At 71.1% G+C, this 26,093-nt stretch carries 27 protein-coding genes; 10 read left to right on the forward strand and 17 right to left on the reverse strand.

All coding sequences use genetic code 11. The features are described 5' to 3' along the window. Positions 1-56: 56 nt before the first annotated feature. The 7 genes from ACFZ8E_RS06345 to ACFZ8E_RS06375 form a co-directional block, all read right to left on the reverse strand. Complete coding sequence (locus tag ACFZ8E_RS06345; protein WP_405042354.1) at positions 57-1,508, reverse strand: amidase; 1,452 nt, start codon at positions 1,506-1,508, stop codon at positions 57-59. A gap of 22 nt (positions 1,509-1,530) precedes the next feature. Beyond that, positions 1,531-2,523 (reverse strand): ABC transporter ATP-binding protein, encoded by a 993-nt coding sequence (locus ACFZ8E_RS06350; RefSeq protein ID WP_147841391.1) that lies wholly within the window; start codon positions 2,521-2,523, stop codon positions 1,531-1,533. Further along, positions 2,520-3,500, reverse strand: coding sequence for an ABC transporter ATP-binding protein (locus ACFZ8E_RS06355; RefSeq protein ID WP_147858105.1), 981 nt, complete (start codon positions 3,498-3,500; stop codon positions 2,520-2,522). The genes ACFZ8E_RS06350 and ACFZ8E_RS06355 overlap by 4 nt, the downstream gene beginning before the upstream one ends. Further along, positions 3,497-4,429 carry an ABC transporter permease gene (locus tag ACFZ8E_RS06360; protein ID WP_405042355.1) on the reverse strand — a complete coding sequence of 311 codons (933 nt, stop codon included), beginning with the start codon at positions 4,427-4,429 and terminating at the stop codon, positions 3,497-3,499. Before ACFZ8E_RS06360 ends, ACFZ8E_RS06355 begins: the two co-directional genes overlap by 4 nt. Next, positions 4,426-5,403, reverse strand: a complete 978-nt coding sequence (locus ACFZ8E_RS06365) for an ABC transporter permease (protein WP_243945806.1) — start codon at positions 5,401-5,403, stop codon at positions 4,426-4,428. Before ACFZ8E_RS06365 ends, ACFZ8E_RS06360 begins: the two co-directional genes overlap by 4 nt. 24 nt (positions 5,404-5,427) lie before the next feature. Beyond that, on the reverse strand, positions 5,428-7,020 hold the full coding sequence (locus tag ACFZ8E_RS06370) for an ABC transporter substrate-binding protein (RefSeq protein ID WP_405042356.1): 1,593 nt from the start codon (positions 7,018-7,020) through the stop codon (positions 5,428-5,430). Positions 7,021-7,113: 93 nt separating this feature from the next. Next, positions 7,114-7,422: a hypothetical protein gene (locus ACFZ8E_RS06375; protein ID WP_405042357.1), complete on the reverse strand. Its 309-nt coding sequence runs from the start codon at positions 7,420-7,422 to the stop codon at positions 7,114-7,116. Positions 7,423-7,432: 10 nt separating this feature from the next. Here ACFZ8E_RS06375 and ACFZ8E_RS06380 point away from each other — a divergent pair, with 10 nt between their 5' ends. Continuing rightward, entirely contained in the window at positions 7,433-7,834 is a 402-nt protein-coding gene (locus tag ACFZ8E_RS06380; protein ID WP_405042358.1) for a hypothetical protein, read from the forward strand. A 64-nt stretch (positions 7,835-7,898) separates the two neighbouring features. Here ACFZ8E_RS06380 and ACFZ8E_RS06385 read toward each other — a convergent pair whose 3' ends face one another. The 4 genes from ACFZ8E_RS06385 to ACFZ8E_RS06400 form a co-directional block, all read right to left on the reverse strand. Continuing rightward, positions 7,899-8,171 carry a hypothetical protein gene (locus tag ACFZ8E_RS06385; RefSeq protein ID WP_405042359.1) on the reverse strand — a complete coding sequence of 91 codons (273 nt, stop codon included), beginning with the start codon at positions 8,169-8,171 and terminating at the stop codon, positions 7,899-7,901. A 169-nt stretch (positions 8,172-8,340) separates the two neighbouring features. Further along, the gene (locus ACFZ8E_RS06390; protein WP_243935401.1) at positions 8,341-9,069 is read right to left on the reverse strand and encodes a MarR family winged helix-turn-helix transcriptional regulator; all 729 of its coding nucleotides are present in this window, start codon (positions 9,067-9,069) and stop codon (positions 8,341-8,343) included. Between the two features lie 147 nt (positions 9,070-9,216). Further along, entirely contained in the window at positions 9,217-9,615 is a 399-nt protein-coding gene (locus tag ACFZ8E_RS06395; RefSeq protein WP_147725563.1) for a response regulator, read from the reverse strand. Between the two features lie 123 nt (positions 9,616-9,738). After that, a complete protein-coding gene (locus ACFZ8E_RS06400; RefSeq protein ID WP_405042360.1) occupies positions 9,739-11,004 on the reverse strand; it encodes an adenosylmethionine--8-amino-7-oxononanoate transaminase in 1,266 nt (421 codons plus the stop codon). 90 nt (positions 11,005-11,094) lie between these two features. On the opposite strand from ACFZ8E_RS06400, the gene ACFZ8E_RS06405 reads away from it, so the two are divergent. Next, positions 11,095-12,216 carry an aminotransferase class I/II-fold pyridoxal phosphate-dependent enzyme gene (locus tag ACFZ8E_RS06405; RefSeq protein WP_405042361.1) on the forward strand — a complete coding sequence of 374 codons (1,122 nt, stop codon included), beginning with the start codon at positions 11,095-11,097 and terminating at the stop codon, positions 12,214-12,216. 6 nt (positions 12,217-12,222) lie between these two features. Here ACFZ8E_RS06405 and ACFZ8E_RS06410 read toward each other — a convergent pair whose 3' ends face one another. From ACFZ8E_RS06410 to ACFZ8E_RS06430, 5 genes are all read right to left on the reverse strand, one after another. Continuing rightward, positions 12,223-12,669, reverse strand: a complete 447-nt coding sequence (locus ACFZ8E_RS06410; RefSeq protein WP_405042362.1) for a DUF6894 family protein — start codon at positions 12,667-12,669, stop codon at positions 12,223-12,225. 200 nt (positions 12,670-12,869) lie between these two features. After that, positions 12,870-13,742 carry a tetratricopeptide repeat protein gene (locus tag ACFZ8E_RS06415; RefSeq protein WP_147725558.1) on the reverse strand — a complete coding sequence of 291 codons (873 nt, stop codon included), beginning with the start codon at positions 13,740-13,742 and terminating at the stop codon, positions 12,870-12,872. Between the two features lie 274 nt (positions 13,743-14,016). Beyond that, the gene (locus ACFZ8E_RS06420; RefSeq protein ID WP_244028685.1) at positions 14,017-15,117 is read right to left on the reverse strand and encodes a 5-(carboxyamino)imidazole ribonucleotide synthase; all 1,101 of its coding nucleotides are present in this window, start codon (positions 15,115-15,117) and stop codon (positions 14,017-14,019) included. After that, positions 15,114-15,611, reverse strand: a complete 498-nt coding sequence (gene purE / locus ACFZ8E_RS06425; protein ID WP_405042363.1) for a 5-(carboxyamino)imidazole ribonucleotide mutase — start codon at positions 15,609-15,611, stop codon at positions 15,114-15,116. Before purE ends, ACFZ8E_RS06420 begins: the two co-directional genes overlap by 4 nt. Before the next feature lie 122 nt (positions 15,612-15,733). After that, entirely contained in the window at positions 15,734-15,952 is a 219-nt protein-coding gene (locus ACFZ8E_RS06430) for a YdcH family protein (protein WP_147725555.1), read from the reverse strand. 157 nt (positions 15,953-16,109) lie between these two features. Here ACFZ8E_RS06430 and ACFZ8E_RS06435 point away from each other — a divergent pair, with 157 nt between their 5' ends. The 8 genes from ACFZ8E_RS06435 to ACFZ8E_RS06470 all read left to right on the forward strand — a co-directional run bounded on the left by ACFZ8E_RS06435 (position 16,110) and on the right by ACFZ8E_RS06470 (position 24,490). Then, positions 16,110-16,292 carry a YdcH family protein gene (locus ACFZ8E_RS06435; protein WP_147725554.1) on the forward strand — a complete coding sequence of 61 codons (183 nt, stop codon included), beginning with the start codon at positions 16,110-16,112 and terminating at the stop codon, positions 16,290-16,292. A 151-nt stretch (positions 16,293-16,443) separates the two neighbouring features. Next, positions 16,444-18,372, forward strand: a complete 1,929-nt coding sequence (locus ACFZ8E_RS06440) for an AMP-binding protein (protein WP_405042364.1) — start codon at positions 16,444-16,446, stop codon at positions 18,370-18,372. A 103-nt stretch (positions 18,373-18,475) separates the two neighbouring features. Beyond that, positions 18,476-19,594: an NADH:flavin oxidoreductase/NADH oxidase gene (locus ACFZ8E_RS06445; protein ID WP_405042365.1), complete on the forward strand. Its 1,119-nt coding sequence runs from the start codon at positions 18,476-18,478 to the stop codon at positions 19,592-19,594. Between the two features lie 114 nt (positions 19,595-19,708). Continuing rightward, the gene (locus ACFZ8E_RS06450) at positions 19,709-20,584 is read left to right on the forward strand and encodes a rhamnosyltransferase (protein ID WP_405042366.1); all 876 of its coding nucleotides are present in this window, start codon (positions 19,709-19,711) and stop codon (positions 20,582-20,584) included. After that, a complete protein-coding gene (locus tag ACFZ8E_RS06455) occupies positions 20,581-21,540 on the forward strand; it encodes a glycosyltransferase family 2 protein (RefSeq protein ID WP_405042367.1) in 960 nt (319 codons plus the stop codon). Before ACFZ8E_RS06450 ends, ACFZ8E_RS06455 begins: the two co-directional genes overlap by 4 nt. Positions 21,541-21,594: 54 nt before the next feature. Then, the gene (locus ACFZ8E_RS06460) at positions 21,595-22,353 is read left to right on the forward strand and encodes a glycosyltransferase family 2 protein (RefSeq protein WP_147858102.1); all 759 of its coding nucleotides are present in this window, start codon (positions 21,595-21,597) and stop codon (positions 22,351-22,353) included. Next, positions 22,350-23,048: a TVP38/TMEM64 family protein gene (locus tag ACFZ8E_RS06465; protein WP_405042368.1), complete on the forward strand. Its 699-nt coding sequence runs from the start codon at positions 22,350-22,352 to the stop codon at positions 23,046-23,048. The genes ACFZ8E_RS06460 and ACFZ8E_RS06465 overlap by 4 nt, the downstream gene beginning before the upstream one ends. Next, complete coding sequence (locus ACFZ8E_RS06470) at positions 23,045-24,490, forward strand: DUF2142 domain-containing protein (RefSeq protein WP_405042369.1); 1,446 nt, start codon at positions 23,045-23,047, stop codon at positions 24,488-24,490. Before ACFZ8E_RS06465 ends, ACFZ8E_RS06470 begins: the two co-directional genes overlap by 4 nt. Before the next feature lie 13 nt (positions 24,491-24,503). On the opposite strand, the gene glgA is transcribed toward ACFZ8E_RS06470, so the two are convergent. Then, a complete protein-coding gene (gene glgA, locus ACFZ8E_RS06475; protein WP_147725216.1) occupies positions 24,504-26,039 on the reverse strand; it encodes a glycogen synthase GlgA in 1,536 nt (511 codons plus the stop codon). Positions 26,040-26,093 lie beyond the last annotated feature (54 nt).

Genomic DNA, 26,093 nt, shown 5'->3' on the forward strand with positions numbered 1-26,093 from the left:
GGTGATCGCGTCCGGTGCGTCTCAGGATTGCAGGGCTTCGGGTCGAAGGGTCGGGATCATGCCCCGAGCAGCGGCGGCGGCCGGCGCGAGACCCAGCCGGCCGCCGCGTCGTAGGCGGCTCCGAGCTGCAGGCAAGCCAGCTCGCCCTGGTTGGGGCCGACGATCTGGATGCCGGTCGGCAGCCCGCCGGGGCCGAACCCGGCCGGAACGTTCAGGGAGGGCAGGCCGCTCATGGTCGCCGGGATCACCACCTGCATCCAGCGGTGATAGGTATCCATCGTGCGGCCGCCGACCTCTTTCGGCCAATCGAGGCCGATCGCGAACGGGAACACCTGCGCGCTCGGCATCACCAGGAAGTCGAAGCGCGCCATGAAGGTCCGCACGGCCTCGTACCAGGCGGTGCGGCCCTCCTGCGCCGACCTGATCTGGTCGGCGGTGAGGGCCAATCCCCGCTCGACCTCCCAGATCGCCTCGGGCTTGAGCAGGGCGCGGTGCGCCGGGTCGTCGTAGAGCGGGCGGAGGCTCGACGCATTCATCCAGGCGCGCAGCAGGACGTAGTCCTGCCACAGCCGCTCCATGTCGAAGGCGGGCCGGGCGTGCTCGACGCGGCAGCCGACCGCCTCGAAGGCCGATAGCGCCTCGACCCCGCATTCCAGCACCCCGGGATCGAAGGGCAGCTGCCCGTCGAGGTCGCCGAGCCACGCGATCCGCGTGCCGGAAAAATCGCGCTTCAGGTCCTCGGCGAAGATCGCCGGATCCTGCGGGATCGAGAATGGCACGCGCGGGTCGGCGCCGGCCTGAACCGACAGCATCAGGCCGATATCGGCCGGCGAGCGGCCGATCGCGCCGGAGACGCCGAAGCCCGGCGTGAACACGTCCGGTGCGGCGATCGGGATCCGGCCGTAGCTGGTGCGCAGGCCGAACAGGTTGTTGAAGGCCGGCGGGTTGCGAAGGCTGCCGGCATGGTCGCTGCCGTCGGCCACCGGCTGCATGCGCAACGCCACCGATACCGCGGCGCCGCCGCTCGAGCCGCCCGCGGACCTGCTCTGGTCGTAGGCGTTGGCGGTGGCGCCGTAGACCGGGTTGAAGGTGTGCGAGCCGAGGCCGAATTCCGGGACGTTGGTCTTGCCGATGAACACGGCGCCGCCGCGGCGAAGCCGTCCCGCCATGATCGAGTCGGCCGGTGCGATCCGGTCGCGGAAGATCGGCGAGCCTTGCGTGAACGGCAGGCCGCGGACCGCATCGAAGTCCTTCACCGCCAGGGGAAACCCGAGGAGCGGGCCGGCGCTCTCGCCGCGGGCGAGGCGGGCGTCGCGCTCCGCGGCTTCCGCGATCAGGCGGCCCGGGTCCTGCAGCGCGACGATCGCGTTCACCGCCGGGTTCAGCCGCGCGATCCGCGCGAGCGCGGCTTGCATCACCTCGACGCAGGACACCGCCTTCCGGTGGATCGCGGCGGACAGCGCGACCGCGCTCATTTCGAGGATGTCGGACGGCGCGCTGGATGTCATCGGAACTCCATCGGGCAGGCGGTCAGGTCAGCCGCCCTTCCTGATAGGCGTGGCAGGCGACGCCATCGATCAGCGCCGGCACCTCGGCCCGGCAGCGGTCGTCGGCGAAGGGGCAGCGCGGGTTGAAGCTGCAGCCCGGCGGCGGGTCGATCGGGTTGGGGATCTCGCCGGAGACCGGCGTGCGCTGCCGCCCGGTCAGGCCGATATCGGGCACCGCGTCGAGCAGCATCCGGGTGTAGGGATGCTTCGGATGCGTGAACAGCTCGCGCCCGCCGCCGATCTCGACGACGCGGCCGAGATACATCACGCCGATCCGCGTCGCCATGTGGCGCACCACGGCGAGGTTGTGGCTGATGAACAGGTAGGTCAGCCCGAGCCGGTCCTGCAGGTCGCGCATCAGGTTGAGGATCTGAGCCTGCACCGAAACGTCGAGCGCCGAGGTCGGCTCGTCGCCGACCAGGAACTCCGCTTCCGAGGCGAGCGCGCGGGCGATGGCGATGCGCTGGCGCTGCCCGCCGGAGAAGGCGTGCGGGTACTTCACCCGGTCGTCGGGATGCAGGCCGACCAGCGTGAGCAGCTCCCCGACGCGGTCGGCGATCGCCGCCTCGCCCCGGATCAGGTCGAAGGCCCGGATCGGCTCGGCGACGATCCGTCCGACACGCCAGCGCGGGTTCATCGACGCGTAGGGATCCTGGAACACCATCTGGATGCGTCGCCGCAGCCGGCGGCGGGCCGCATTCTGCGCCGGATCGGTCATCGAGACGCCGGTGATGCGGACGTCGCCCGCGCTCGGCGGAAGGAGGCCGACCACCATGCGCGCGACTGTCGACTTGCCGGAGCCGGATTCGCCGACCAGGGCGAAGGTCTCGCCGCGCTCGATCGTGAAGGCGACGCCGTCGACCGCCTTCAGCCACTGCTTCGGCTGCCGCTCGATCATCCGGTTGAGCCACGGCTTCGACACGTCGAACAGCCGTCGCAGGCCCTCGACCTCGACGTACGGCGCGGGCGCGCTCATGCCGCCACCTCGGCGCGATCGTAGAGGTGGCAGGCGACGCGGTGCCCGCCCACCGGGATCGGGTCGGGGCGCTCGACGCGGCAGCGGTCGAACACCTTCGGGCAGCGCGGGTTGAAGGCGCAGCCGGCGGGAATCGCGGTCAGGCGCGGCATCGCACCGGGGATCTGCGCCAGCCGCCCGGTCTCCTGCGTCAGGGTCGGGATCGCGCCCATCAGGCCCTTGGCGTAGGGATGCAGAGGGTCGCCGACCACGGCACGGACCGGGCCGATCTCGGCGATGCGGCCGGAATACATCACCGCGACCCGGTCGGCCGCCTCGGCGATCACGCCCATGTCGTGGGTGATCAGCATCACGGCGGTGCCGTGATCGCGCCCGAGGCGCTTGAGCAGTGTGATGATCTGCGCCTGCACCGAGACGTCGAGCGCCGTCGTCGGCTCGTCGGCGATGATCAGCTCAGGCTCGGCCGCCAGCGCGAGGGCGATCACTACGCGCTGGCGCATGCCGCCGGAGAACTCGTGCGGATAGCCGTCGATCCGCCGCTCGGGCGCCGGGATGCCGACCTCGGCGAGCAGGTCGATCGCCCGCGTCCGCGCGGCCCTGGCCGAGAGGTCGGTATGCGTCTGCACGGTTTCGATGATCTGCCGTCCGATGCGGTAGAGCGGGTTGAGGCTGGTCAGCGGGTCCTGGAAGATCATGCCGATGCGCCGGCCCCGGATGCGGCGCAGCCGCTCGGGCGGCAGGTCGTCGATGCGTTCGCCGCCGAGCCGGATCTCGCCGCCGCTGATCCGGCCGGGCGGGTCGATCAGGCCGATCACCGCCGCGCCGGTCACCGATTTCCCGGCGCCGGATTCGCCGACGACGCCGAGGATCTCGCCGCGGGCGATGTCGAAGGACACGCCGTCGATCGCCTTCAGGATGCCGCGCCGCGTCGCGAACTCGACGCGCAGGTCGCGGACGGAGAGGACGGGTTCTGTCATTGCAGCTTCGGGTTCAGCGCGTCGCGCAGCCAGTCGCCGAGCAGGTTGATCGCCAGCACCAGCCCGGCGAGCGCCAGGCCGGGGAAGGCGACGATCCACCACTCGCCGGAGAACAGGAAGCGGTTGCCGGTGCGGATCAGCGTGCCCAGCGACGGCATGGTCTCGGGCAGGCCGGTCCCGAGGAACGACAGCGTCGCCTCGGTGATGATCGCCAGCGCGAGGTTGATCGTCGCGATGACGAAGACCGGTCCCAGCACGTTCGGCAGGACATGGCGGACCATGATCACGGGCGACGACAGCCCGATCAGGCGCCCGGCCTGGACGTAGTCCTTGTTCTTCTCGACCATCACCGAGGAACGGACGGTGCGGGCGTACTGCACCCAGAATGACAGCCCGATCGAGACGACGATCAGCCCGATGGTCGCGTTGGTGTCGAGGCCGCCGCCGGCCGCAGCCTTCGCCACGCCGTCGACGACCAGCGCGATCAGGATCGCCGGGAAGGTCAGCTGCACGTCGGCGACGCGCATGATGACCGTGTCGACGAGGCCGCCGAAGTAGCCGGCGATCAGCCCGAGCGCGAGGCCGAGGCCTCCCGAGACGAGCACGCCGAGAAGGCCGACGACGAGCGAGAGGCGCAGGCCGTAGAAGACGGCCGAGAGTACGTCGCGGCCCTGGTCGTCGGTGCCGATCAGGAACGGCGCCTGCCCCTCCGCCGACCAGATCGGCGGCAGGTTTGAGTTGATCAGGTCGAGCTCGGCCGGATCGTAGGGATTCTGCGGCGAGATCCACGGCGCGGCGATGGCGAGCGCGAAGAACAGCACCGTGACGGCGAGCGCCGCCATCGCCAGCTTCGAGCGGCGGAAGCTCGCGAAGACGTCGGAATCGAGGAACCGCGCCCAGCGCGAGGACGTCGCGGCGAGGGCGCTCATGCGGTGCGCCCCGCCAGCCGCAGGCGCGGGTCGACGATCGTGTAGAGCACGTCGACCGCGAGGTTGATCGCCACGAAGATCGCCGCGACCAGCAGCAGGTAGGCGGCCATGATCGGGATGTCGACGTTCTGCACCGCCTGCACGAAGAGCAGGCCCATGCCCGGCCACTGGAACACCGTCTCGGTGATGATCGAGAAGGCGATCACCGAGCCGAGCTGAAGCCCGGCGATGGTGATGACCGGGACGAGGGTGTTCTTCAGCGCATGCCCGAAATGGATCGAGCGGGTGGTGAGGCCGCGCGCCCGGGCGAAGCGGATGTAGTCGGCGCGCAGCACCTCCAGCATCTCGGCGCGGACGAGCCGCATGATCAGCGTCATCTGGAATAGCCCCAGGGTGATCGAGGGCAGGATCAGGGCACGGAGCCCCGAGACCGTGAGGAAGCCGGTGGTCCACCAGCCGAGGCGCACGGTGTCGCCGCGGCCGAACGACGGCAGCCAGCCGAGCGTCACCGAGAACAGGAAGATCAGCAGGATGCCGATTAGGAAGGTCGGCAGGCTGACGCCGGCGAGCGAGATCGCCAGGAAGAGCTTGGCCAGCGCCGTCTCGCGGTGCAGCGCGCAGTAGACCCCCATCAGGATCCCGACGACGAGGGCGAAGATCGTGGCGCACAGCGCCAGCTCGAGGGTCGCGGGCATCCGCTCCGCCAGCAGGTGCGAGACCGGCTGGCGGAACTGGTACGAGATCCCGAAATCGCCTCGCAGCACGTTGGCGGCGTAGCGCGCCGCCTGCACCGCGACGGAGTCGTCGAGCCCGAGGTTCCTGCGGATCTCGGCCCGCTCCGAGACCGGGGTGTCGACGCCGACGATCTGGTTCACCGGGTCGCCGGCGAAGCGGAACATCGAGAACGCGATCACCCCGACGACGGCCAGGACCACGACCGATTGCAGCAGGCGGCGGAGGATGAAGGCGAGCATCGGGTCAACCGTTCACGCCGCGCATCAAGGCTTCTTCGACACCCAGTAGAGCAGCAGGAGGTTGTCGGGCCGCTGCGTCAGCGTCACCGTCTTCGAGACGCCCCAGGCCAGCGCCTGCTGGTGCAGCGGGATGACGGCCCAGTCCTTCTGCAGGATCTCGAAGCCCTCCTTGATCTCGGCGTCGCGCTTGGCCTGATCGGTCTCGCCCTCGACCTGGTCGGCGATGGCGTCGAGCTTGGTGTTGCAGTAGCCGCCGAGGTTCCAGCCGCCGCGGCTCGACTTCGGATCGGTCCGGCAGCCGACCATCTCGTAGAGGATGTTGTGGCTGTCCTGCGACGACGGCGTCCAGCCCAGCAGGTAGAACGCGGTGTCGTAGTTCGGCGCCAGCACCTTGGCGAAGTACTTGGCCTTCGGCTGGGCGTTGAGGTTCACCTTCACGCCGACGCGGGCCAACATCGACACGACCGCCTGGCAGATCGCCTCGTCGTTGACGTAGCGATCGTTCGGGCAATCCATCGGGACGGTGAAGCCGTCCGGGTAGCCGGCCTCGGCGAGCAGGGCCTTGGCCCGCTTCGCGTCCGTCGCCGGGCGCTTGAACTCGGCCGAGCGCGCGTAGAGCGAGGGCGCGATCATCAGGGCGGTCGGCGTCGCCTGCCCGCGCATGACGCGCTTGGCGATCGTGTCCTCGTCGATGGCGAGGTACATCGCCTCGCGCACGCGCACGTCCTTGAACGGGTTCTTGCCCTTGACGCTCGAATCCTTGAGCTCGTCGCGGACCTGATCCATTCCGAGGAAGATCGTGCGCAGCTCCGGCCCGGTCATCACCGTGGCGTTGCCGCTGGCGTTGACGCGCTGCTGATCCTGCAGCGGCACCGGGTCGATCCAGTCGACCTCGCCGCCGAGCAGGGCCGCGACGCGGGTGGCGTCGTTCGAGATCGTGGTGAACACCGCCTCGTCGAGGTTCGACTCGACCTTGCCCCAGTAGCCGGGGAACTTCTTGAAGATGGTGCGGACGCCGGGCTGGTGCTCGGTGATGACGAACGGGCCGGTGCCGTTCTCGTGCAGGGTGGCGTAGCTCGGCGATGCCGCGCTCACGGGCGAGGGCGCGACGGCGTTGTTTTTCTCCGCCCAGGCCTTCGACATGATGTACCAGGTCGAGAACTGGTAGACCGCGATCGGGTTGGGCTTCGACAGCACCATGTCGACGGTGTGGTCGTCGACCTTCACGAACTTGGCGTCGGACGGGATGTTGGTGGTGAAGCTCGATCCGGCGGCCCGGACCCGGTCGGCGGAAAACAGCACGTCGTCGGCGGTGAAGGGCGAGCCGTCGTGGAAGCTGACGTTCTTGCGCAGGTGGAAGCGCCAGCGCGTCGGCTCCGGCGTCTCCCACGATTCGGCGAGGCCGGGCGCGAGGTTGAGATCCTTGTCGCGGGTGATCAGCGCCTCATAGACCGCGGCGTGCATGCCGATCGTGAAGCTTTCCTTCAGCGAATACGGATCGAGGGACTTGATGTCGCCCTGGAAGGCGAAGCGGAAGACGTTGGCCGCCTGGGCCGGCGCCATCCCGAAGGCCAGGGCAAGGCCAGCGGCGGCCGCGAACGTCCGGATCCGTGACATCGACAAACGCAACTCCCTGAAGCGACCGGTCTTGGCGGGATCGACGACCCTTGGATGCCTAAGAAAACGGCACCGGGTCAACCGCCCGTCATATCATTCGGGATGATCCGTCGTTTCGGCGCCCGCCGCGAGGGCGCGCACGCATGGATCGCCATGCACCATGCGGGACTCGTGCCAGGGTTGCGGATCGCCGACCGCGCCGGATCGATCTCGGCGGTGCATGACCTTTCCGAGGCCCCTCGACTCTCGATGCACCGTCGTCCACGGCTCTTCGCGCGCGCCGCGATCGGCGACGGGGGAGGTTGTCTTGAGAAACATCATTGCGACGACGGCGGTTCTTGGATTCCTTTTCGCAAACCCAGCATCCACCGCGTCGGCGAAGCCGTTCGAGCTGCCCGACACCAAGCCGATCGTGACGATCGACCTCCCGAACGCGTGGTCGCCCGAGGAAATCGAGAAGGGTGCCCAGGCGACGTCCCCGGATACGTCGATCTACGTCGCTTTCGAGGTGCAGAACCTTAAGAACCTCGAGAACGCCATCGTCGAAGGCGTGAAGTTCTTCGCCGAGAGCGGTGTGAAGATCGATCCGAAGTCGCAGAAGAAGTCCGAAGCCAAGATCAACGGCTTCGACGTGGTCGATCTCGGCTGGGACGGCGTCGACAAGGACGGCCCGACCAAGGTGAGCCTGTCGGTCATCGTGCTGTCGGAGACCAAGGTCGGCATGCTGTCCTACTGGGGCTCGCCCGCCGGCGAGACGAAGTACGCGGCACAGCTCAAGGCGATCGCCAACAGCATCCAGCCGCTCGGGCGATAGGCGACTCGCCGTCGCCGGGCAGGACCTAGCTCGCCGGGCCGGACCTGCCCTCGCGGCGGTCCGGTCAGGCGCCGCCGCACAGGTGCCGGGAATCGCCGAGCGGCCGGAAATCCTTCGTGCGCAGGTTGGTCGTCGTGAAGACCTTGCCGCGGTCGTCGCCCTTCGGGATCGAGACCGGGCAGGTCTCCCTAGGGTCGCCGACCTTCGCGTTCGCGACCGCCGGGTCGAAGTCGTTCGACACGCCGTGGACGCCGTTTCCAAGCTCGACGCCGGTGCCGTCGTTGGTGGCCTTGCTGTTGGGTCTCCTCAGCGGAGCGCCGAAGCGCCTCCCGATCACGGGAATCACCGTCGTCGCGCAGGCCCCGACCCGCCTCGGCATCGCATCGCCGGCGACGGTGGGTCCGGCAAGGCGTGCGGCGATCACGACGGCGACGGCGAGGGGCGTGGGCGTGCCCGCAGCGTATCGCCCGCGGCCATCGTGCGCAGCGGCTCCGAACGGTGCCGTGTCAGTGCGCCGGGATCGGGGCGAGCGCGTCGGCTTCGTCCTCGTCGGCCTCGATCTCCGCATCGGCCTCGGTCTCGTGCCCGGTCAGCCCACCGGCCTCGGCGAGTCCCTTGGCGGCCTTGCGCAGGAGCTTGCGCAGGCGTCGCCGCTCCTTGTTGTCGAGGCCGGCGAGCAGCTCCGCCTCGACTGCGTCCCAGATGCCCTCGATCGCCTCCGCCTTGGCGAGGCCCGCCTCGGTGAGGCGCACGCGCACGATGCGCCCGTCACCGGCCTCCGCGCGCCGCTCGACGAAGCCGAGGGCGGCGAGCCGCGAGATCGTCTTCGATGCGGTCGGCGGGCGCACGCGCAAGGTCGCGGCGAGGTCGCCCATCGTCATCGTGCCGGAGGCCGCGAGCACCTGCACGACCTGCTCCTGGCCGGCGAACAGGTCGAGCGTCGCCAGCCGGTCGCCGATGCGGGCACGATGCAGGCGCGCCGCCTGGACCAGCGCCCAGCCGACGCTCTTGGCGCCCGGTGGCTTCGATCCGGGCCGCTTCGCGGCCGCCGTTTCGGGGCTCGGAGCCGGGACCTCACCGGGGCGCTCAGCCGAGGCGTCGCGGCTCTTGCGCTTGATCCGCGCCGCGTCGGGAGCGGGCCGCGCGTCCTTCCGGTTCTTCGCCTTGCCGTTCACGGGCAGCCCCGGGTTCTCGATGACCGGCGCGGCTGCCGGGATCTCGTCCGCCGCTGACATCCCATACCCCGCGCTGCACGACCGAACACGCCGAAAATCCGGCCCCGGAAACGGGACCGGCCTCGTTCGCGGCCGGCTGTGCCTCGGGCGTGTGAAGCTGGGATGACGGTCGGGGCGGCGATCCCCTGCTCAGCAGGGCATGAGGCCTCAGCAGGGCATGAGGCGGCGGAGCTGGTCGAGGATGTCCTCGCCGCTGCACGGGCGGGCGATGAAGTGCGCGCCGGCCGGCATCCGGGCCGGGTCGGGCGCGGCGCGGCCGGAGACGATCAGGATCGGCAGCTTCGGCCGCGCCTCGGCGACGGAGCTGGCGAGGTCGAAGCCGTTGGCCTTGCCCGAGAGCTCCACGTCGGTGACGAGGCCGCAGATGTCCGGCCGCGCCTGAAGGATGCTCATCGCCCGCTCGGCCGATGCGCATTGCACCGTCTCGTAGCCGCCACCCTCGAGAACGTCGCCGAGATCCATGATGGTCAGCGCCTCGTCCTCGACGAGGAGGATCACGGGCCGGTCTTCCTGGGGACTCGTCTGCTCGCTCGTCACGATATGCATCTCCAGCGTTTCGGTCCGGGAGCGTCGCCGGGACACGCCCCCCGCCGCACCCTCATCCTGGATGTCCAACGGCAGAGGGGCGTTCCGGTTGCAGTGCCGGGCGGGGTTGCCGACAGCGCTCGATCAGCTCGAGATCGAGACCGATCCGACGACCGAGACGACGGATTCGATCAGGTGGTCGAGGTCGTCCCGGCCGATGGTCAGCGCCGGCGTCAGGTAGACGACGTCGCCGAACGGGCGCACCCAGACGCCGCGCTCCACGAGCCGCGCCTTGAGCGTCGCGAGGTCGGGCGGCTCGGCGAACTGCACCACGCCGATCGCGCCGAGCGTGCGGATGTCGGCGATGCCCGGCCGCCCACGGAGCGGTTCGAACCCTTCCGCGAGGCGCGTGCCGATCGCGCGGGCCTGCTCGAGCCGCGGCTCGCGCGCGAACAGGTCGAGGCTGGCATCGGCGGCCGCGCAGGCGAGCGGGTTGGCCATGAAGGTCGGTCCGTGCATCAGCGCGGCGCCGGGATCGTCCGACCAGAATGCGGAGAACACCTCGCCGGTGGCGATCGTGGCCGCGAGCGCCATCGTGCCGCCGGTCAGCGCCTTCGACAGGCACAGGATGTCGGGCACGATGCCGGCCTGCTCGCAGGCGAACAGCGTGCCGGTGCGGCCGAAGCCGGTGAAGATCTCGTCGACGATCAGCGGCAGGCCGTGGCGGCGGGCGAGGCGCGCGATCGTCGCCAAGACCTCGGGCGGATGCATCCGCATGCCGCCCGCACCCTGCACCAGCGGCTCGACGATCACCGCGGCGAGCTCGGTGCGGTGGCGCGCGAGGATGCCGTCGAGGGCGGCCGCCTCCGCCTCGGTCCGCGGCAGGTCGGAGAAGAGCTGGCTCGGCAGGAAGGCGCCGAAGCGGCGGTGCATGCCCTCCTCGGGGTCGCAGACCGACATCGCCCCGACCGTGTCGCCGTGGTAGCCGCCGCGGAACGCGAGGATGCGGGTGCGGCCGGCCTCGCCGCGGTTCAGCCAGAGCTGCACCGCCATCTTCAAGGCGACCTCGACGGCGACCGAGCCGGAATCGGTGAAGAACACGTGGTTCAGGTCGCCGGGCAGCAAGCCGGCGAGCCGGCGCGCCAGACGCTCGGCCGGGGCGTGCGTCAGCCCGCCGAACATCACGTGGGGCATGGTGCCGAGCTGCTCGGAGACGGCCGCGGCGATGTGGGGATGGTTGTAGCCGTGCACCGCCGTCCACCACGAGGCGATGCCGTCGACCAGCGCCCGCCCGTCGGCGAGCACGATGCGCGAGCCGTGCGTGCGCACCGCTTCCAGCGGCGGCGCCGCATGCTTCATCTGCGTGTAGGGGCGCCACAGGGGCGCGGCGCTCGGATCGTCGGTCGGCATCCGCAGATCGATGCGGGCATGCCGCGCGACGGTCAACCGGGCGCGACGCCGGACTTGACTCCGGCCGGCGCCGCGGGGCTTTGAGGCCCGATGTCGAGCCTCGAATCCTTCGCCCGCGACAAGCTTTCCGGCCTGGATGCCGCCGCTCTCCGCCGCCGCCTGGTGCCGACGATCCGCGCCGCCGACGCGATGGCCGAGCGCGGCGCGCGCCGGCTCGTCTCGTTCTCCTGCAACGATTATCTCGGCCTGAGCCACGACCCGCGGGTGATCGCGGCCGCGCAAGCTGCCGTCGCCGCCTACGGCGCCGGCTCCGGCGGGTCGCGGCTGGTGACCGGCAACCATCCGCTGCTGACCGCGCTCGAAGCGCGGCTCGCCGCGCACAAGGGCACCGAGGCGGCGCTGGTGTTCGGCAGCGGCTACCTCGCCAACCTCGGGATCACCCCGGCGCTGGTCGGTGCGGGCGACCTCATCCTCGTCGACGCGCTCGCCCATGCCTGCATGTGGGGCGGTGCGCGGATCTCGGGCGCGACGATCCTGACGTTCCGGCACAACGACGTCGCCGACCTCGGCCGCCTGCTTTCGGCGCATCGCGCGCAGCATCGCCGGGCGATGATCCTGACCGAGCGGGTGTTCAGCATGGACGGCGACCGCGCGCCGCTCGGCGACATCCTCGGGCTCGGCGACGCCCACGACGCCTGGACGCTGGTGGACGACGCGCACGGGCTCGGCGTCGTCGAAGGCGGCCCGCGGGCGCCGCTGGAGATGGGCACCCTGTCGAAGTCGCTCGGCTCCTACGGCGGTTATCTCTGCGCGTCGCAGGCGGTGATCGACCTGCTCACCAGCCGCGCCCGCAGCTTCGTCTACACCACCGGGCTGCCGCCGGCCTCCGCGGCCGCCGCCCTCGAAGCGCTGGCGATCCTGGAGGCGGAGCCGGAGCGGGGTGCCAAGCCCCTGGCGCTCGCCCGCCGCTTCACCGCGCGGCTCGGATTGCCGGAGGCCGAAAGCGCCGTGGTGCCGGTGATGGTCGGCGAGGCGCAGGCCGCGCTCGCGCGCTCGGCCGCCCTCGAAGCGCAGGGCTTCCTCGTGGTGGCGATCCGGCCGCCGACCGTCCCGGCCGGCACCGCGCGGCTGCGGGTGGCGTTCTCGGCGGCGCACGACGCGGCGCAGGTGGACGCGCTGGCCGACGGCATCGCCGCCCTGCGCTCGGCGTGACATGACCTAAGAGGCGACGGCACCCGATCGCGGCGAGGCGCCCCATGGATCGGCCGCGCCGCTCGCGCGCGACCGGGCGACGATCAGCTGGGACATGCGGATCGTCTGGCTCAGGCGATCGATCGAGTCGGAGACGGCTGCGCGCAGATGCACCGCCCGCACCATCTCGCGGCGCTGCGTAGCCGACGAGACGGGAAGAAGCCGACGCCTGCTTCGGAGACCCTTGCTCAGCATCTCGCGGAACGGGACGTCCATGAGCAGGAGGCCGTCGTTATCCGTGATCTCGAAGGCGTAGGGCATCGGGTCGTGGCCGGACCGTGCCAGCTCCGCCGCCATGTCGAGGATGGCGCGGCAGACCTCCAGATACGCCGCATCGAGGTCGGCGAATTCCAGCTCGATCTCGTCGCGTTCATAACCGCTCGGGCCACGTAGATGACAGTAGAAGTACGGCATCCGACGAAGTGTGACAGGTTTCGAGCGCCGGCGCCATAGGTGTTCCTCGGCCCGATGGCGGCAAAGGTCGTCAGTTTCCTGTCGCTTTCACCCTACGGTCTTGGTTGTCTCGGCTGTTCGCGCGGTGGTAGTCATCGCGATCCGAAACGAAGAACGCCGCGCTCTCGCGCGGCGTTCTTCGTTCGAGCAAACCCCGGGCTTCAGTTGAACAGCGAGCCGACGCCGCCCTGAACCCGGCCGAGGCCCTGGCGGGCGATCGGGTTGCTCGGGTCGATGGTGGAGGCGCGCTGGTAGTTCTCCATCGCTTCCTTCTTGCGGTTCGACTTCTCGTAGGCGAGGCCGCGATAGGCCCAGGAGGTCGCGTCCTTGTTGTTCACGTTGAGGGCCGCGTTGTAGTCCTCGATCGCCTTGTCGTACTGGTTCGTGGCGATCAGGCTCTGGCCGCGGGCGGCGTAGGGCGCGCTGACGAAGGGATTGCGGTCGATCGCGGCGTCGAAGTCGCCAATGGCGGCGGTGTTCTGGCCCTGCTTCTGCCGGACCAGGCCGCGGGCATGATACGCCTCGGCCGATTCGGGCATCAGACGGATCGCCACGTTGAGGTCGCTCATCGCGCCGTCGAGGTCGCCCTGCGCCCGCAGCACGTTGGCGCGGCCGATATAGGCGGGGCCGTAATTCGGGTCGGAGGCGATCGCCTTGGTGAAGTCCTGCAGCGCCGCGTCGTTGCGGCCGGTCTGGCGATAGGCCAGCGCGCGGTTGTTGTAGGCCGAGCCGGAATTCGGGTCGATCTGCACCGCCTTGGTGAAGTCGCCGATCGCGTCGTTGAACTGGCCCGCGCGGGCATAGGCCGCGCCGCGGGTGTTGTAGGCGGCGGCGTCGTTCGGGTTGCGCTGCACCACCTCGGTCAGCGAGGCGATGTTGACGTTGGTCGCGCCCGTGGTGTCCGCCTCGAGCACCGCGAATTGCCGCGGGCCGGCAGCGCTCCCCACGGTCTCGCAGCCGGCGAGCGCCACGCTCGCGAGCGCAGCGAGGCCGAGCAGGGCCGACCGTTGAAACCGCACGCTGTCTGACGTCATCGCCCCATTCCCCTCGGCACGGTGCTCAAGTCTGCAGCACGCCCGAACCTTGATCCACGCACCCCGAGCGGCGCGGCCGACACGGAACCGGTCCGATCCGGTCGCGTAGGCTCCGGCACGTTCGCGCATCGCGGTGAACGCCCGCTTAAGCACGGGCGACGGACCCGTTGATGCGGGCCGATGTGGCGAACATATGGCTCGACTGGAAAAGACCTTGCGATCTTGGGAGCAGAGCGCACGCGAAGCATCCGCTGTTGTGCGGATGCATCGGATTTCAGGGCTCGAGGCGGGTGACGTGGCCCATCTTGCGGCCGGGCCGGGCTTCGCCCTTGCCGTAGAGATGCAGATGCGCGCCGGGCTCGGCCAGCAGCGACCGCCAGCCCGAAACCTCGTCACCGATGAGGTTGCGCATCTCGGCGCGCAGTCCGCCGGGGCGGGACGGATCGCCGAGCGGCCAGCCGCAGACCGCGCGCACGTGCTGGGCGAACTGCGAGGTCGCGGCGCCCTCGATCGTCCAGTGCCCGGAATTGTGCACCCGCGGCGCGATCTCGTTGACGACGAGCCGCTCGCCGCCGTCGGCCTCGCGCACCAGGAACATCTCGACGGCGAGCACCCCGACGTAGTCGAGGGCGTCGGCGATCGTCCTGGCGATGGCGAAGGCGGCCTGCGCCGTCTCCGGCGCGATCCCCGGCGCCGGCGCGCGGGTGACGGCCAGGATGTGGTTGCGGTGCTCGTTCTCGCACAGGTCGAAGGCGGCGAAGCTTCCGTCGGCCGAGCGCGCGGCCACCACCGAGACCTCGCGCTCGAACGCGACGAAGCCTTCGAGGATCAGCGCCGCGCCGCCGAACTCGGCGAAGATCGCGTTGCGATCCGATTCGGCCTCCGTCCGGATGATGCGCTGGCCCTTGCCGTCGTAGCCGAACCGGCGGGTCTTCAGCACCGCCGGGCGGCCGATGGCGTCGAGCGCACGGGCGAAGTCGTCCGGCGTGTCGACGGCGCGGAACGGCGCCGTCGGGATGCCGAGGCGGTTGATGAAGTCCTTCTCCGACAGCCGGTCCTGCGTTGTCGCCAGCGCCGAGGCGCTCGGGTGAAGCGGCGCGTGCGCCGCCAGCAGGTCGGCGGTCTCGCGCGGGATGTTCTCGAACTCGTAGGTGACCACGTCGACGCTTCGCGCGAACCGCGCCAGCGCCTCGGAGTCGTCGTAGGCCGCGCAGGTGGTCGCGGCCGCGACGTCGAAGGCCGGGCTGTCGGCGTCGGGGCAGTAGACGTGGACCTTGAGGCCGAGATTCGCCGCCGCGAGCGCGATCATGCGGCCGAGTTGGCCGCCCCCGACGATGCCGAGGGTGCTGCCGGGCGCGATGGTCTTCGTGGTCACGGGGTCTCGGTCTCCGGCCGTTCGGCGACGGATGCGGTCTGGGCCGCGCGCCACGCATCGAGGCGGGCGGCGAGGTCGGCATCGGACAGCGCGAGCACGGCGGCCGCCAGGAGCGCGGCGTTGATCGCGCCGGCCCGGCCGATCGCCAGCGTCCCCACCGGAATGCCGGCCGGCATCTGCACGATCGAGAGCAGGCTGTCCTGTCCTGACAGCGCCTTGGATTCAACCGGCACGCCGAAGACCGGAAGGCTCGTCATCGCGGCGGCCATGCCGGGCAGGTGCGCGGCACCGCCGGCGCCCGCGATCACCACCTGGAAGCCGGCCGCCTTCGCGCCCTTGGCGAAGGCCACCAGCCGGTCCGGCGTGCGATGCGCCGAGACGATGCGCGCGTCATGGGCGACGCCGAGCGCGTCGAGCGTCTCGGCGGCGTGCCGCATGGTCGCCCAGTCGGACTGGCTGCCCATGATGATCGCGACCGCAGGCGCCGGCACCATCCGCGTCAAACCCATTCTCTGCGCGAAGGAAGCCCGTGAGCCTGAATCCGCCGCTGGCAAGCTCGCCGCTTACAGGCGCGGGCCCGACGCGGCAAGGCGAGGCGCGGCGGCATCCACCGGCATCAGGCGATGATGTCGGGGGTGATCTGGTCCTCGACGAAGGCGATCCGGTCGCGCAGCGTGAGCTTGCGCTTCTTCAGCCGCTGGATCTGCAGCTGATCGCCGGCGACGTTGCGCTCGAGGGCGTCGATGGCGTCGTCGAGGTCGCGGTGCTCCTGCCTCAGCCGCGCCAGCTCGACGTCCAGTTCGGACTGCTCATCCGGGACCAACTCAACCGTCATCGTCGCCTTCGAAACCCGCCGCGTGCCTGGAGCGAGCATGCGTCAGGCACGCCCGAGCGGCAAGCATTCGTGAGGCATAGGCTGAGGATTGCCTTCGACAGCCGGCTCGACATGTGCGAGATTCGACCGGTCGGAACGATGACAGGAGACACGACTCATGTCGCTGCAGACGCATCTGAGCCAGCTCACCCGGAAGCACGAAGCCCTCGAACGGGAAATCCACCAGGCGACGCTGAGGCCGTCCGAGGACGACCTTCGCATCGCGGAGCTGAAGCGGCGAAAGCTTCTCCTGAAGGACGAGATCAACCGGTTGCAGGCCGACGTCGACACGCTGCACTGACGCGCCTGATCCCCAGCACGGCACCGAGGTCCGCCGCGCCGTCCCTGACGGCGCGGCTTTTTTGTGCGGTCCGCCGATCCTGCGGCGAGCGCGAGTCTGCTAGGCTCGCCCCGTAAGGCGCCCCGTGAAGAGGTCGCCCCGAGGAGCCGCCATGCCGACCGACCCCTCCGCCGATGCGCCGTCGCGCTATGCCGACGTGCACGCCACCGCGATGCGCGATCCCGAGGGGTTCTGGCTCGACGCGGCGCGGGCGATCGATTGGGCGACCCGGCCGACGCGGGCCTTCGACGCCGCCTCCGGCCCCTACGGCCGCTGGTTCCCGGACGGATCGCTGAACGCCTGCTGGAACGCGGTCGACCGCCACGTCGCGGCCGGCCGGGCCGACCAGGTCGCGATCCGGTACGATTCGCCGGTGACCGGGACCAAGCGCGCGATCACCTACGCGGAGCTGCTCCGCGAGGTCTCCGCCCTGGCGGCGGTACTCGGCGACCTCGGAGTGGTGCGCGGCGACCGGGTGATCCTCTACATGCCGATGGTGCCCGAAGCCCTGTTCGGCATGCTGGCCTGCGCCCGGATCGGCGCGGTGCATTCGGTGGTGTTCGGCGGGTTCGCCGCCAACGAGCTCGCCGTCCGGATCGAGGACGCGGCGCCGAAGGTGGTGCTCGCCGCTTCCTGCGGCATCGAGCCTAGCCGGTTGGTCGCCTACAAGCCGCTGCTCGACGCGGCGCTCGCCGCGGCCAAGCACAAGCCCGCCGCCTGCCTGATCCTCCAGCGTCCGCAAGCGGCCGCGAGCCTCGTCGAGGGGCGCGACCGCGACTGGGCCGAGGCGGTCGCCGCGGCCTCGGGACGGTCGACGGACTGCGTCGCGGTGACGGCGACCGACCCGCTCTACGTGCTCTACACCTCCGGCACGACGGGCAAGCCCAAGGGCGTGGTGCGCGACACCGGCGGCTACCTCGTGGCGCTGGCCTGGTCGATGCCGAACCTCTACGGCGTCCAGCCCGGCGAGACCTACTTCTGCGCCTCCGACATCGGCTGGGTGGTCGGGCATTCCTACATCGTCTACGCGCCGCTCCTGCACGGCTGCACCACGGTGCTCTACGAAGGCAAGCCGGTCGGCACCCCCGATCCCGGCGCGTTCTGGCGGGTCGTCGCCGAGACGGGGACCGTCTGCCTGTTCACCGCGCCGACCGCGCTGCGGGCGATCAAGAAGGAAGACCCGAAGGGCACTTACGTCGCCGGCCACGACCTCTCTCGCTTCCGCACCCTGTTCCTGGCCGGCGAGCGCGCCGACCCGGATTCGGTCGCCTGGGCCGAGCGGGTGCTCGACCGGCCCGTCATCGACCATTGGTGGCAGACCGAGACCGGCTGGCCGATCGCCGGCAACCCGGTCGGCCTCGGGATGCTGCCGGTCAAGCACGGCAGCACCTGCGTGCCGATGCCGGGCTACGACGTGCAGGTGCTCGACGAGGGCGGCAAGCCGGTGCCCGCCGGCACGATGGGCACCATCGCGATCCGCCTGCCGCTGCCGCCGGGCTGCCTGCCGACCCTGTGGGGCTCCGACGCCCGGATGCGCACGAGCTACCTTGAGACCTTCCCGGGCTGGTACGACACCTCGGACGCGGGCGTGATCGACGCCGACGGCTACATCACCGTGCTCGGGCGGACCGACGACATCATCAACGTCGCCGGCCACCGCCTCTCCACCGGCGGGATGGAGGCGGTGCTCTCCGCCCACCCCGACGTCGCCGAATGCGCCGTCATCGGCATCCGCGACGCGCTCAAGGGCGAGGCGCCCTGCGGCTTCGTCGTGCTCAAGGCCCAGGTCGCGCGCGATCCGGCGGAGATCGAGCGTGAGCTCGTCGCCAAGGTCCGCGACGAGATCGGGCCCGTGGCCGCGTTCAAGCTGGCGCTGACGGTCCAGCGGCTGCCGAAGACGCGCTCGGGCAAGATCCTGCGCGCCACGATGAAGCGCATCGCCGACCACGAGCCCTGGACCATGCCGGCGACCATCGACGATGCCGGCGTGCTCGACGAGATCGGCGAGAGCCTGAAGGCCCGCGGGATCGGGGAGGGGTGAGCCGCCCCCTGCTACGGCGCGAAGGGCCGGCATGAGGCGGCGAGCTGGCGTCCGTCCCGAGAGTGCGGCACACAGCCGATGCCCCCGCAACCCGGAGTTGCCGATGACCGCCCGCCTGTTCGAACCGCTGACGCTCGACGACCTGACGCTGGAGAACCGCATCCTGATCGCGCCGATGTGCCAGTACTCGGCCCGCGACGGCGAGGCGACCGACTGGCACATGATGCATCTCGGCCAGCTCGCGATGTCGGGCGCCGGGCTGCTGACGCTGGAGGCGACGGCGGTGTCGCCCGAGGCGCGGATCACCGCGTGGGACCTTGGGCTGTACTCCGACGGCTGCGAGCGCGCGCTCGGTCGGGTTCTGGCGGCGATCCGCGAGTACGCGCCGATCCCGGTCTGCATCCAGATCGCCCATGCCGGCCGCAAGGCGTCGAGCCGGGCGCCCTGGGACGGCGGCCAGCAGATCGCGCCGGATCATCCCTACGGCTGGCGCACCGAAGCCCCGTCCGCCCTGGCACACGGCGACGGCGAGATGGCCCCGCACGCCCTCGACGGCGCGGACCTCAAGCGCATCCGCGACGAATTCGTCGCGACCGCCAAGCGCGCGGTGCGCCTCGGGATCGAGGCGTTCGAGCTGCACGGCGCCCACGGCTACCTGCTGCACCAGTTCCTCTCGCCGTTGGCCAACCAGCGCACCGACGCCTACGGCGGCAGCCTCGAGAACCGGATGCGGTTCCCGCTCGAGCTGTTCGAGGCGGTGCGGGCGGTGGTGCCCGCAGGCCACCCGGTGTGGATGCGGGTCTCGGCGACCGACTGGGTCGAGGACGGCTGGGACCTCGAGGAGACCGTGGAGCTCGGCCAGCGCCTGAAGCGCGCCGGCGCCCCCGCGATCCACGTCTCGACCGGCGGCGTCTCGCCGAAGCAGGCGATCAAGCTCGGGCCTGGCTACCAGGTGCCCTATGCCGAGCGGATCAAGGCCGAGACCGGGCTCGCCACCATCGCCGTCGGGCTGATCACCGAAGCGGACCAGGCCGAGGCGATCCTCGCCGAGGGCCGGGCGGACGCGATCTCGCTCGCGCGCGCCCTGCTCTACGATCCGCGCTGGCCCTGGCACGCGGCGGCCGCGCTCGGCGAGACGGTGCGCGCGCCCAAGCAGTACTGGCGCTCGCAGCCCCGCGAGCACAAGGACCTGTTCAAGGATCCGACCTTCGGCCAGCGCTGATCGCACCTATACCTGGGCCTGGGCCCGAGCCTCGGCCCGGGCCTCGCCTCGGGCGTGCGTTTCCGTTATCGGCTCGGGCCGCAGGCCGGCCGCGGCCTGTCCTGGATATGCGTGATGCTGGCCATCGGCCTGACCCTGTTCCACCCGAGCCGAGACCAGGTCGACGACATCGTCCGACGCTATGCCGGCAGCCGGCATCCGGTCCTCGCCTTCGACAATGGCGGCCTCGGCCCCGTAAATCGGATGAAGCTCGAGGCGGCCGGCGTGCGCTTGCTGTCGGCCGGGAGCAACGTCGGCATCGCCGCCGCCCTCAACGGCGTCGTCGAGGCCGCGGCGCGGGTCGGCGCGGACGGCGTCCTCCTGCTCGACCAGGATGCGCAGGTCGGGCCGGAGATGATCGGCGCGCTCGCCGATGCCCGCACGCGGCTCCGTGCGGAGAATCGGCCCTGCGCGGTGATCGGACCGGTACCGGGCCGCGCAAACGCCGAGGCCAAGCCGCCGCGGTTTCGGCGCCGGCCCCGGCAGGCGGCCGTCGGCACGCTGGTGCCGGTGGAATTCCTCGCGACCTCGGGCTCGCTCGTCGACGTGGCGGCGTTCCGCGCCGTGGGGCCGTTCCGGGCGGACTACTTCATCGACGGCGTCGAGCTCGAATGGTGCTTTCGCGCCTGGGATGTGGGCTACGGCTGCTGGATGGCGCAGGACGCCGCGATCGGCCACCGCGTCGGCGGCGGCACGATCCGCGCGCTCGGCATCGAGACGCCGCGCCAGCCGCTGTTCCGCATGGCGACCTACCTGCGCAACTCCGTCTACGGCTGGCGCCTGCGGCACATCCCGCTGCCGTGGAAGTTGCGCCAGGTCGCCTACCTCCCGGTGCAGACCCTCTTGTACTGGCGCGACAGCGGCTACCGCCCGGCGGTGCTGCGGCGGCTGGCCGGGGCGGTGCTCGATGGTCTCCGCGGCCGCCTCGGCCGCCCCTTCGACGCGCCATGACGACGCCCCGCACCGATCGACGGCCTGCGATCGACGTCGTGATCGTCAACTGGAACGGCGGCGCCCTGGTGCGCGCCTGCCTCGCCAGCCTGGCCGCCGCCGGCGACGATCCCGCCACGGACGTGGTCGTGGTCGACAACGCCTCGACCGACGGCTCCGCCGACGGCCTGGAGCGGCCGGACCTGCGCCTCACCGTGATCGGGAACGCCGACAATGCCGGGTTCGGGCGCGCCTGCAACCAGGGCGCGGCGGTCGGCCGGGCGCCGGCGATCCTGTTCCTCAACCCCGACACCGAGGTCGGGCCGGATGCGCTGCGTCTGGCGCTGGCGGCGCTCGACGCCGATCCGACGGTCGGCATCGTCGGCGCACAGCTCGTCGACGAAGCCGGCCGTGTGCAGCGGATGTGCGCAAGGCGCCCGACCGCGGGCAGCCTGATCGGCCAGGAGCTTCATCTCGACCGGGTGATGCCGAGCCGGGTGCCGACGCATTTCATGACGGAGTGGGACCATGCCGCGTCCGGTCCGGTCGACCAGGTGATGGGCGCCTTCCTGCTGATCCGCCGGTCGCTGTTCGAACGGCTCGGCGGCTTCGACGAGCGCTTCCACGTCTATTACGAGGATGTCGATCTCTGCGCCCGCGCCTGGGATGCGGGCTTCACGGTGCGCCACGTCGCCGAGGCGACGGTCCGGCACGACGGCCAGGGGACGACCCGGCAGGTGAGGGCGCGGCGCCTGTTCTACATCCAGCGCAGCCGCATCCTCTATGCGGCCAAGCACCAGGGTGCGGCGACCGCCCTCGCCCTGCTGGCGGCGACCTTCGCGGTCCAGATCCCGTTGCGCCTCGCCCTGGCGCTGCGTCGCCGGTCCCTGCGTGAGGCCGGGCAGGTCGTCCACGCGGCGGCGCTGCTCGGCGGCGCCGTTCCCGCCCTTCTCGCGCGGCTGCGCCGCGCCGATTGACCCGACCACAAGCGCGACGGACCGTCCCGAAGCGCGCCGACGTCAGCAGGATCCATGCTTCACGGACAGAAGATCGCCGTCGTCCTCCCGGCCTACAACGCGGCCGCGACCCTTCAGAAGACGTTCGACGACATCCCCAAGGACATCGTCGACGACATCATCCTGATCGACGACGCGAGCCGCGACCGGACCGCCCTTATCGCCGAGGGCCTCGGCATCCACACCATCCGGCACGAGCGCAACCGCGGCTACGGCGGCAACCAGAAGACCTGCTACGAGGCGGCGCTGGCGCGGGGCGCCGACATCGTCGTCATGCTCCACCCCGACTACCAGTACGCGCCGCGCCTGGTCACCGCGATGGCCTCGATGATCGTCTCGGGCGAGTACGATGCGGTCCTCGCCTCCCGCATCCTCGGCAAGGGCGCCCTCGTCGGGGGCATGCCGCGGTACAAGTACGTCGCCAACCGCGTGCTGACGCTGCTGCAGAACCTCCTCATGGGCCAGAAGCTCTCGGAATATCACTCCGGCTACCGCGCCTGGAGCCGCACGGTGATCGAGACGATCCCCCTCGACCGCTGCTCGGAGGACTTCGTGTTCGACAACCAGATGCTCGCCCTGGCGATGCAGGCCGAGTTCCGGATCGGCGAGATCTCCTGCCCGACGCGGTACTTCCCCGAAGCCTCGTCGATCAATTTCCGCCGCAGCGTCGTCTACGGCTTCGGCGTGCTGCGGACGGCCTTCGCCTACCGCCTGCACCGCCTCGGGATCCGCCGGGAACCGCTCTTCGCCCCCACCGGGACGCCGCGGCGATGAACGCCGCACGCACCCGCCTCGTCCTGGCGGGCGGGGTGCTGCTGGCCGCGATCGCGGTCCCGATCGTGCTCGGAGCGGTCTTCCCCGGAACGATCCTCGACCTGCTCCACGCAGCGATGAGCGCCGGTGCGGCCTTCGGCGTGGCCGGATGGGCCTGCCTCGTCCTCGCGCAGACCCTCGTCGCCACCGTCGGGATCCTGCCGGCCTCCCTCATCGGCGTCGCGGCGGGCGCGCTCTACGGGCCCGGCCTCGGTTTCGCCCTCGCGACGGCGGGGACGCTGCTCGGCGCGGGCGCGAGCTTCGCCATCGGCCGGTCGTGGCTCCGCCCGCACCTCGCGGGCTGGGTTTCGGGCGGCCGCCGGCTGGCTGCCATCGACCGGATGATCGTTGCCGACGGCTGGAAGGCGGTCGGCCTGATCCGCCTGTCGCCGATCCTGCCGTTCGCGCCGACGAGCTTCGCCCTGAGCCTCACCACCGTGCACGCGGGTGCCTACGCCATCGGCACGCTCGCAGCCTTGCCCGGCCTCTTCGTCTGCGTCCTCACGGGCGCGGCCGGGCGCAGCGGCGTCCTGGCCGCGACTGGCGGAACGGCATGGCTTTCGCCGATCCTCCTCGGGATCGGGATCGCGGCGACCCTCGGCCTGACGATGAGGCTGCGCAGCGCGCTCGGGCCGTTCGAGGGCGCCGAGCGATGACCCTCGGCTCGGTTTCCGGCCGCGCAGCCGACGACCTCCGTCTCTGGCTCGGTGCGTTCCTGCTCCTGGCGATGCCGCTTTGCCTGGTGCTGGCGCTGGCGATCCCCCTCGGCGAGGTGGCGGACGAGCCCGCCCACCTCATGCGCGCGGCGAGCCTCGTCGACGGGCAGATCGTCGGGCATCGCGAGACCATCGTCGGCCCCGACGGGCGATCCGCGATGGCGGCGGGCGTCCGGGTCGATCCCGTCTGGGAAGAGCTGGCGCGCACCCGCATGCCGGACAACGCCAAGATCGCGGCGCCGCCCGTCGATCCTGCCGTCGGCACCGGCCCTTGGCGCCGGACCGGCGCCTTCGCGCCGCTCTACACGATCGCCACCTATTTCCCCGTCTTCTACCTGCCGTCGGCCGCCGGCCTTGGGATCGGTCATGCCCTCGACCTGTCGGCCCGGGCCACCGCCCGGCTCGGGCGCCTGTTCGACGTGGCGGCCTACGCGCTGATCGGCCTCTGCGCCCTCGCGGTGGCACGCCGCGGCCGGGCCTGGCTGTTCGCCCTCCTCGCGTTGCCGATGACCCTGTCGCTCGCCGCCTCGTTCAACCAGGACGGGCTGATCGTCGCCGTCGCGATCCTGGCCGTCGCGCTGCTCACCCATGAGCCGGACGACCCGCGGGCGCGGCGACGCTTCGCCGGCGCCGCCATCCTGATCGCGCTGATCCTCCTGGCGAAGCCGCCCTACGCTCCGATCGCGCTGATCCTGCTCCTGCCGCTCCCGCGCGGAACCGGGCACCGGATCGGCGCCGGCCTGCTTTCGCGCCTGGCTGCGGTCGTGGCGGTCGTCCTGCCGGCCGTGCTCTGGACCGCATACGCCACCGCGACGATCGCGACCCCGGTTCCCCGGCCGCCCTACGAGGCCGGCCCGCTCTGGCCCGGCGACCGTCCGGCCACCTTCCACGGCACCGACCCGGCGGCGCAGCTTCGGGTGCTGATCGCGGAGCCGATGCGCTTCCTGACCGTGCCGGCGCGCTTCCTGCTGACGGTGAAGCACGCCGCGACGATGACCGAGGGCGTCGTCGGCATCCTGTGCTGGCACGACCGCCACCTTCCGGCAGTGCTGCACGCGCTGTGGATCTTCGCCCTCGCGGCGGCCCTGGCCGGCACCGGGCGAGCCCCCGGAAGCGGCGCCACCCTCGCGCTGCTGGTGCTCGCCGCGGCGCTCGCCCTATGGCTCGTCCTGATCTCGCAGTATCTTAGCTGGACCAATGTCGGCGATCCGCGCATCGACGGGCCCCAGGGACGCTACCTGCTGCCCATCCTGCCGATCTTCGCGCTGGTCCTGAGGCCCGATGCCGAGGCGGGCGTCGCGCCCCCCCGATGCCTCGTCCGCTACGCGGCGGTCGCCGTCGCGGCCCTCGGCCTCGTCGTGGTCCCGATCGTGGCTTTGTGAGCGGCGGCTCCGGTCAGGCCGCGCGCCAGCGCAGGGCGGCGCCGTTGCCGAAGGCGCGGCCGTAGAGGGTGCCGTAATTGGCCGCGGCATCGTCCCAGCCGAAGGTGCGCGACATCGCCGTGCGGCGCATGGCGTTCAGGCGCTTCTTCTGGCCGAAGGTGTCGAGCGCCCGGCGGACGGCCCCGGTGAAGCCCTTCGACGAGGTGTCGGCGAAGGTGAAGCCGGTGACGCCGTCCTCGACCGTGTCGGCGAGGCCGCCCGTGCGGCGCACGATCGGCAGCGAGCCGAAGCGCTGGGCGTACATCTGCGCGAGGCCGCACGGCTCGAAACGCGACGGCATCAGCAGGAAGTCGCTTCCGGCGAACATCCGCCGCGCGTCGCGCTCCTCGAACCCGACATGGACGCCGACCGAATCGGGGTGCCGCCGGGCGAGGCCGCGCAGCGCATCCTCGAACCGCGCCTCGCCCTGGCCGATGGCCACGAGCTGCCCGCCCTCCGCGACGATGGTCTCGGCCGCCTGGATCGAGAGGTCGATGCCCTTCTGGTGCACGAGCCGCGAGACGATGGCGAAGAGCGGCCCGCGCGAGACCGCGAGCCCGAACTGGCGCCGCACCGATTCCGCGTTGGCGCGCTTGCCCTTCCAGTCGTCGGCCTCGAACCGCGTCGCGAGGTGCGGATCGGTGCGCGGGTCCCAGCTCTCGTCGATGCCGTTGAGGATGCCGGCGAGCCGCCCCTGCGCCGCGCGCGTGCGCAGCAGCCCGTCGAGGCCGCAGCCCGAATCCGGCGTCAGGATCTCGCGGGCGTAGGTCTCGCTCACGGTGGTGACGTGGGTGGCGTAGTACAGGCCGGCCTTGAGGAACGAGAGCTGCCCGTAGAACTCGACGCCGTTCATGTCGAAGGCGTCCTCGGGCATGCCGAGGCGCGCCATCGTCTCGCGCGGGAACAGGCCCTGGTAGGCGAGGTTGTGGATCGTCAGCACGCTCGGCACGCGGATCCGGCGCCAGGCGAGATAGGCCGGGGCGAGGGCCGACTGCCAATCGTTGAGGTGGAGGAGATCGGCCGCCCAGGCCGGGTCGGCGCCCTGCGCGATCTCGGCGGCGGCGAGGCTCAGCCGGGCGAAGCGCAGGTCGTTGTCGGGGAAGTCGCCGTCGGCGTTGCCGTAGGGGGTCCCGTCGCGCTCGTAGAGGCCGGGGCTGAGCAGGACGTAGATGCGTAGTCCGTCGCCGGTCTCGACGAGGCCGAGGTCGCAGGGCGGGACGCCGGCGAAGCCGTCGAGCCGCGCCACGACGGGCATGTTTGGAAACGCGTCGACCACCTGCCGGTAGCCGGGGATCAGGACGCGGACGTCGTAGTGCTTGCGCAGCGCCCGCGGCAGCGCGCCGGCGACCTCGCCGAGACCGCCGGTCTTCACGAAATCGGCCATCTCCGGCGTCGCGTAGAGGATGCGGGGCTGGAGTGCGGTGCGAAGGTCGGGCAGGGCGTGCGACGGCGTCAGGATCGGCCGATCGAGGTTCGCGGCGGCCGGGTGGTACGCGTGGGGCTCGACCATCGATGGGTTTCCGCGCCGTGCGGATCGGTCCTGGCGCACCGTTCCATCCGCAGC

Source organism: Methylobacterium sp. HMF5984 (assembly GCF_045033435.1).
Classification (GTDB): domain Bacteria; phylum Pseudomonadota; class Alphaproteobacteria; order Rhizobiales; family Beijerinckiaceae; genus Methylobacterium.

Excerpts from the sequence above, each read along its gene's own strand:
- ACFZ8E_RS06465 (WP_405042368.1), top strand. The coding sequence starts at position 22,350 with ATGAACGCCGCACGCACCCGCCTCGTCCTGGCGGGCGGGGTGCTGCTG.
- ACFZ8E_RS06405 (WP_405042361.1), top strand. The coding sequence starts at position 11,095 with ATGTCGAGCCTCGAATCCTTCGCCCGCGACAAGCTTTCCGGCCTGGAT.
- ACFZ8E_RS06355 (WP_147858105.1), bottom strand. The coding sequence starts at position 3,500 with ATGACAGAACCCGTCCTCTCCGTCCGCGACCTGCGCGTCGAGTTCGCG.
- ACFZ8E_RS06435 (WP_147725554.1), top strand. The coding sequence starts at position 16,110 with ATGTCGCTGCAGACGCATCTGAGCCAGCTCACCCGGAAGCACGAAGCC.
- purE (WP_405042363.1), bottom strand. The coding sequence starts at position 15,611 with ATGGTGCCGGCGCCTGCGGTCGCGATCATCATGGGCAGCCAGTCCGAC.
- ACFZ8E_RS06440 (WP_405042364.1), top strand. The coding sequence starts at position 16,444 with ATGCCGACCGACCCCTCCGCCGATGCGCCGTCGCGCTATGCCGACGTG.
- ACFZ8E_RS06460 (WP_147858102.1), top strand. The coding sequence starts at position 21,595 with ATGCTTCACGGACAGAAGATCGCCGTCGTCCTCCCGGCCTACAACGCG.
- ACFZ8E_RS06370 (WP_405042356.1), bottom strand. The coding sequence starts at position 7,020 with ATGTCACGGATCCGGACGTTCGCGGCCGCCGCTGGCCTTGCCCTGGCC.
- ACFZ8E_RS06450 (WP_405042366.1), top strand. The coding sequence starts at position 19,709 with ATGCTGGCCATCGGCCTGACCCTGTTCCACCCGAGCCGAGACCAGGTC.
- ACFZ8E_RS06345 (WP_405042354.1), bottom strand. The coding sequence starts at position 1,508 with ATGACATCCAGCGCGCCGTCCGACATCCTCGAAATGAGCGCGGTCGCG.
- ACFZ8E_RS06410 (WP_405042362.1), bottom strand. The coding sequence starts at position 12,669 with ATGCCGTACTTCTACTGTCATCTACGTGGCCCGAGCGGTTATGAACGC.
- glgA (WP_147725216.1), bottom strand. The coding sequence starts at position 26,039 with ATGGTCGAGCCCCACGCGTACCACCCGGCCGCCGCGAACCTCGATCGG.
- ACFZ8E_RS06400 (WP_405042360.1), bottom strand. The coding sequence starts at position 11,004 with ATGCCGACCGACGATCCGAGCGCCGCGCCCCTGTGGCGCCCCTACACG.
- ACFZ8E_RS06390 (WP_243935401.1), bottom strand. The coding sequence starts at position 9,069 with ATGTCAGCGGCGGACGAGATCCCGGCAGCCGCGCCGGTCATCGAGAAC.
- ACFZ8E_RS06360 (WP_405042355.1), bottom strand. The coding sequence starts at position 4,429 with ATGAGCGCCCTCGCCGCGACGTCCTCGCGCTGGGCGCGGTTCCTCGAT.
- ACFZ8E_RS06455 (WP_405042367.1), top strand. The coding sequence starts at position 20,581 with ATGACGACGCCCCGCACCGATCGACGGCCTGCGATCGACGTCGTGATC.
- ACFZ8E_RS06395 (WP_147725563.1), bottom strand. The coding sequence starts at position 9,615 with ATGCATATCGTGACGAGCGAGCAGACGAGTCCCCAGGAAGACCGGCCC.
- ACFZ8E_RS06415 (WP_147725558.1), bottom strand. The coding sequence starts at position 13,742 with ATGACGTCAGACAGCGTGCGGTTTCAACGGTCGGCCCTGCTCGGCCTC.
- ACFZ8E_RS06445 (WP_405042365.1), top strand. The coding sequence starts at position 18,476 with ATGACCGCCCGCCTGTTCGAACCGCTGACGCTCGACGACCTGACGCTG.
- ACFZ8E_RS06350 (WP_147841391.1), bottom strand. The coding sequence starts at position 2,523 with ATGAGCGCGCCCGCGCCGTACGTCGAGGTCGAGGGCCTGCGACGGCTG.
- ACFZ8E_RS06365 (WP_243945806.1), bottom strand. The coding sequence starts at position 5,403 with ATGCTCGCCTTCATCCTCCGCCGCCTGCTGCAATCGGTCGTGGTCCTG.
- ACFZ8E_RS06470 (WP_405042369.1), top strand. The coding sequence starts at position 23,045 with ATGACCCTCGGCTCGGTTTCCGGCCGCGCAGCCGACGACCTCCGTCTC.
- ACFZ8E_RS06430 (WP_147725555.1), bottom strand. The coding sequence starts at position 15,952 with ATGACGGTTGAGTTGGTCCCGGATGAGCAGTCCGAACTGGACGTCGAG.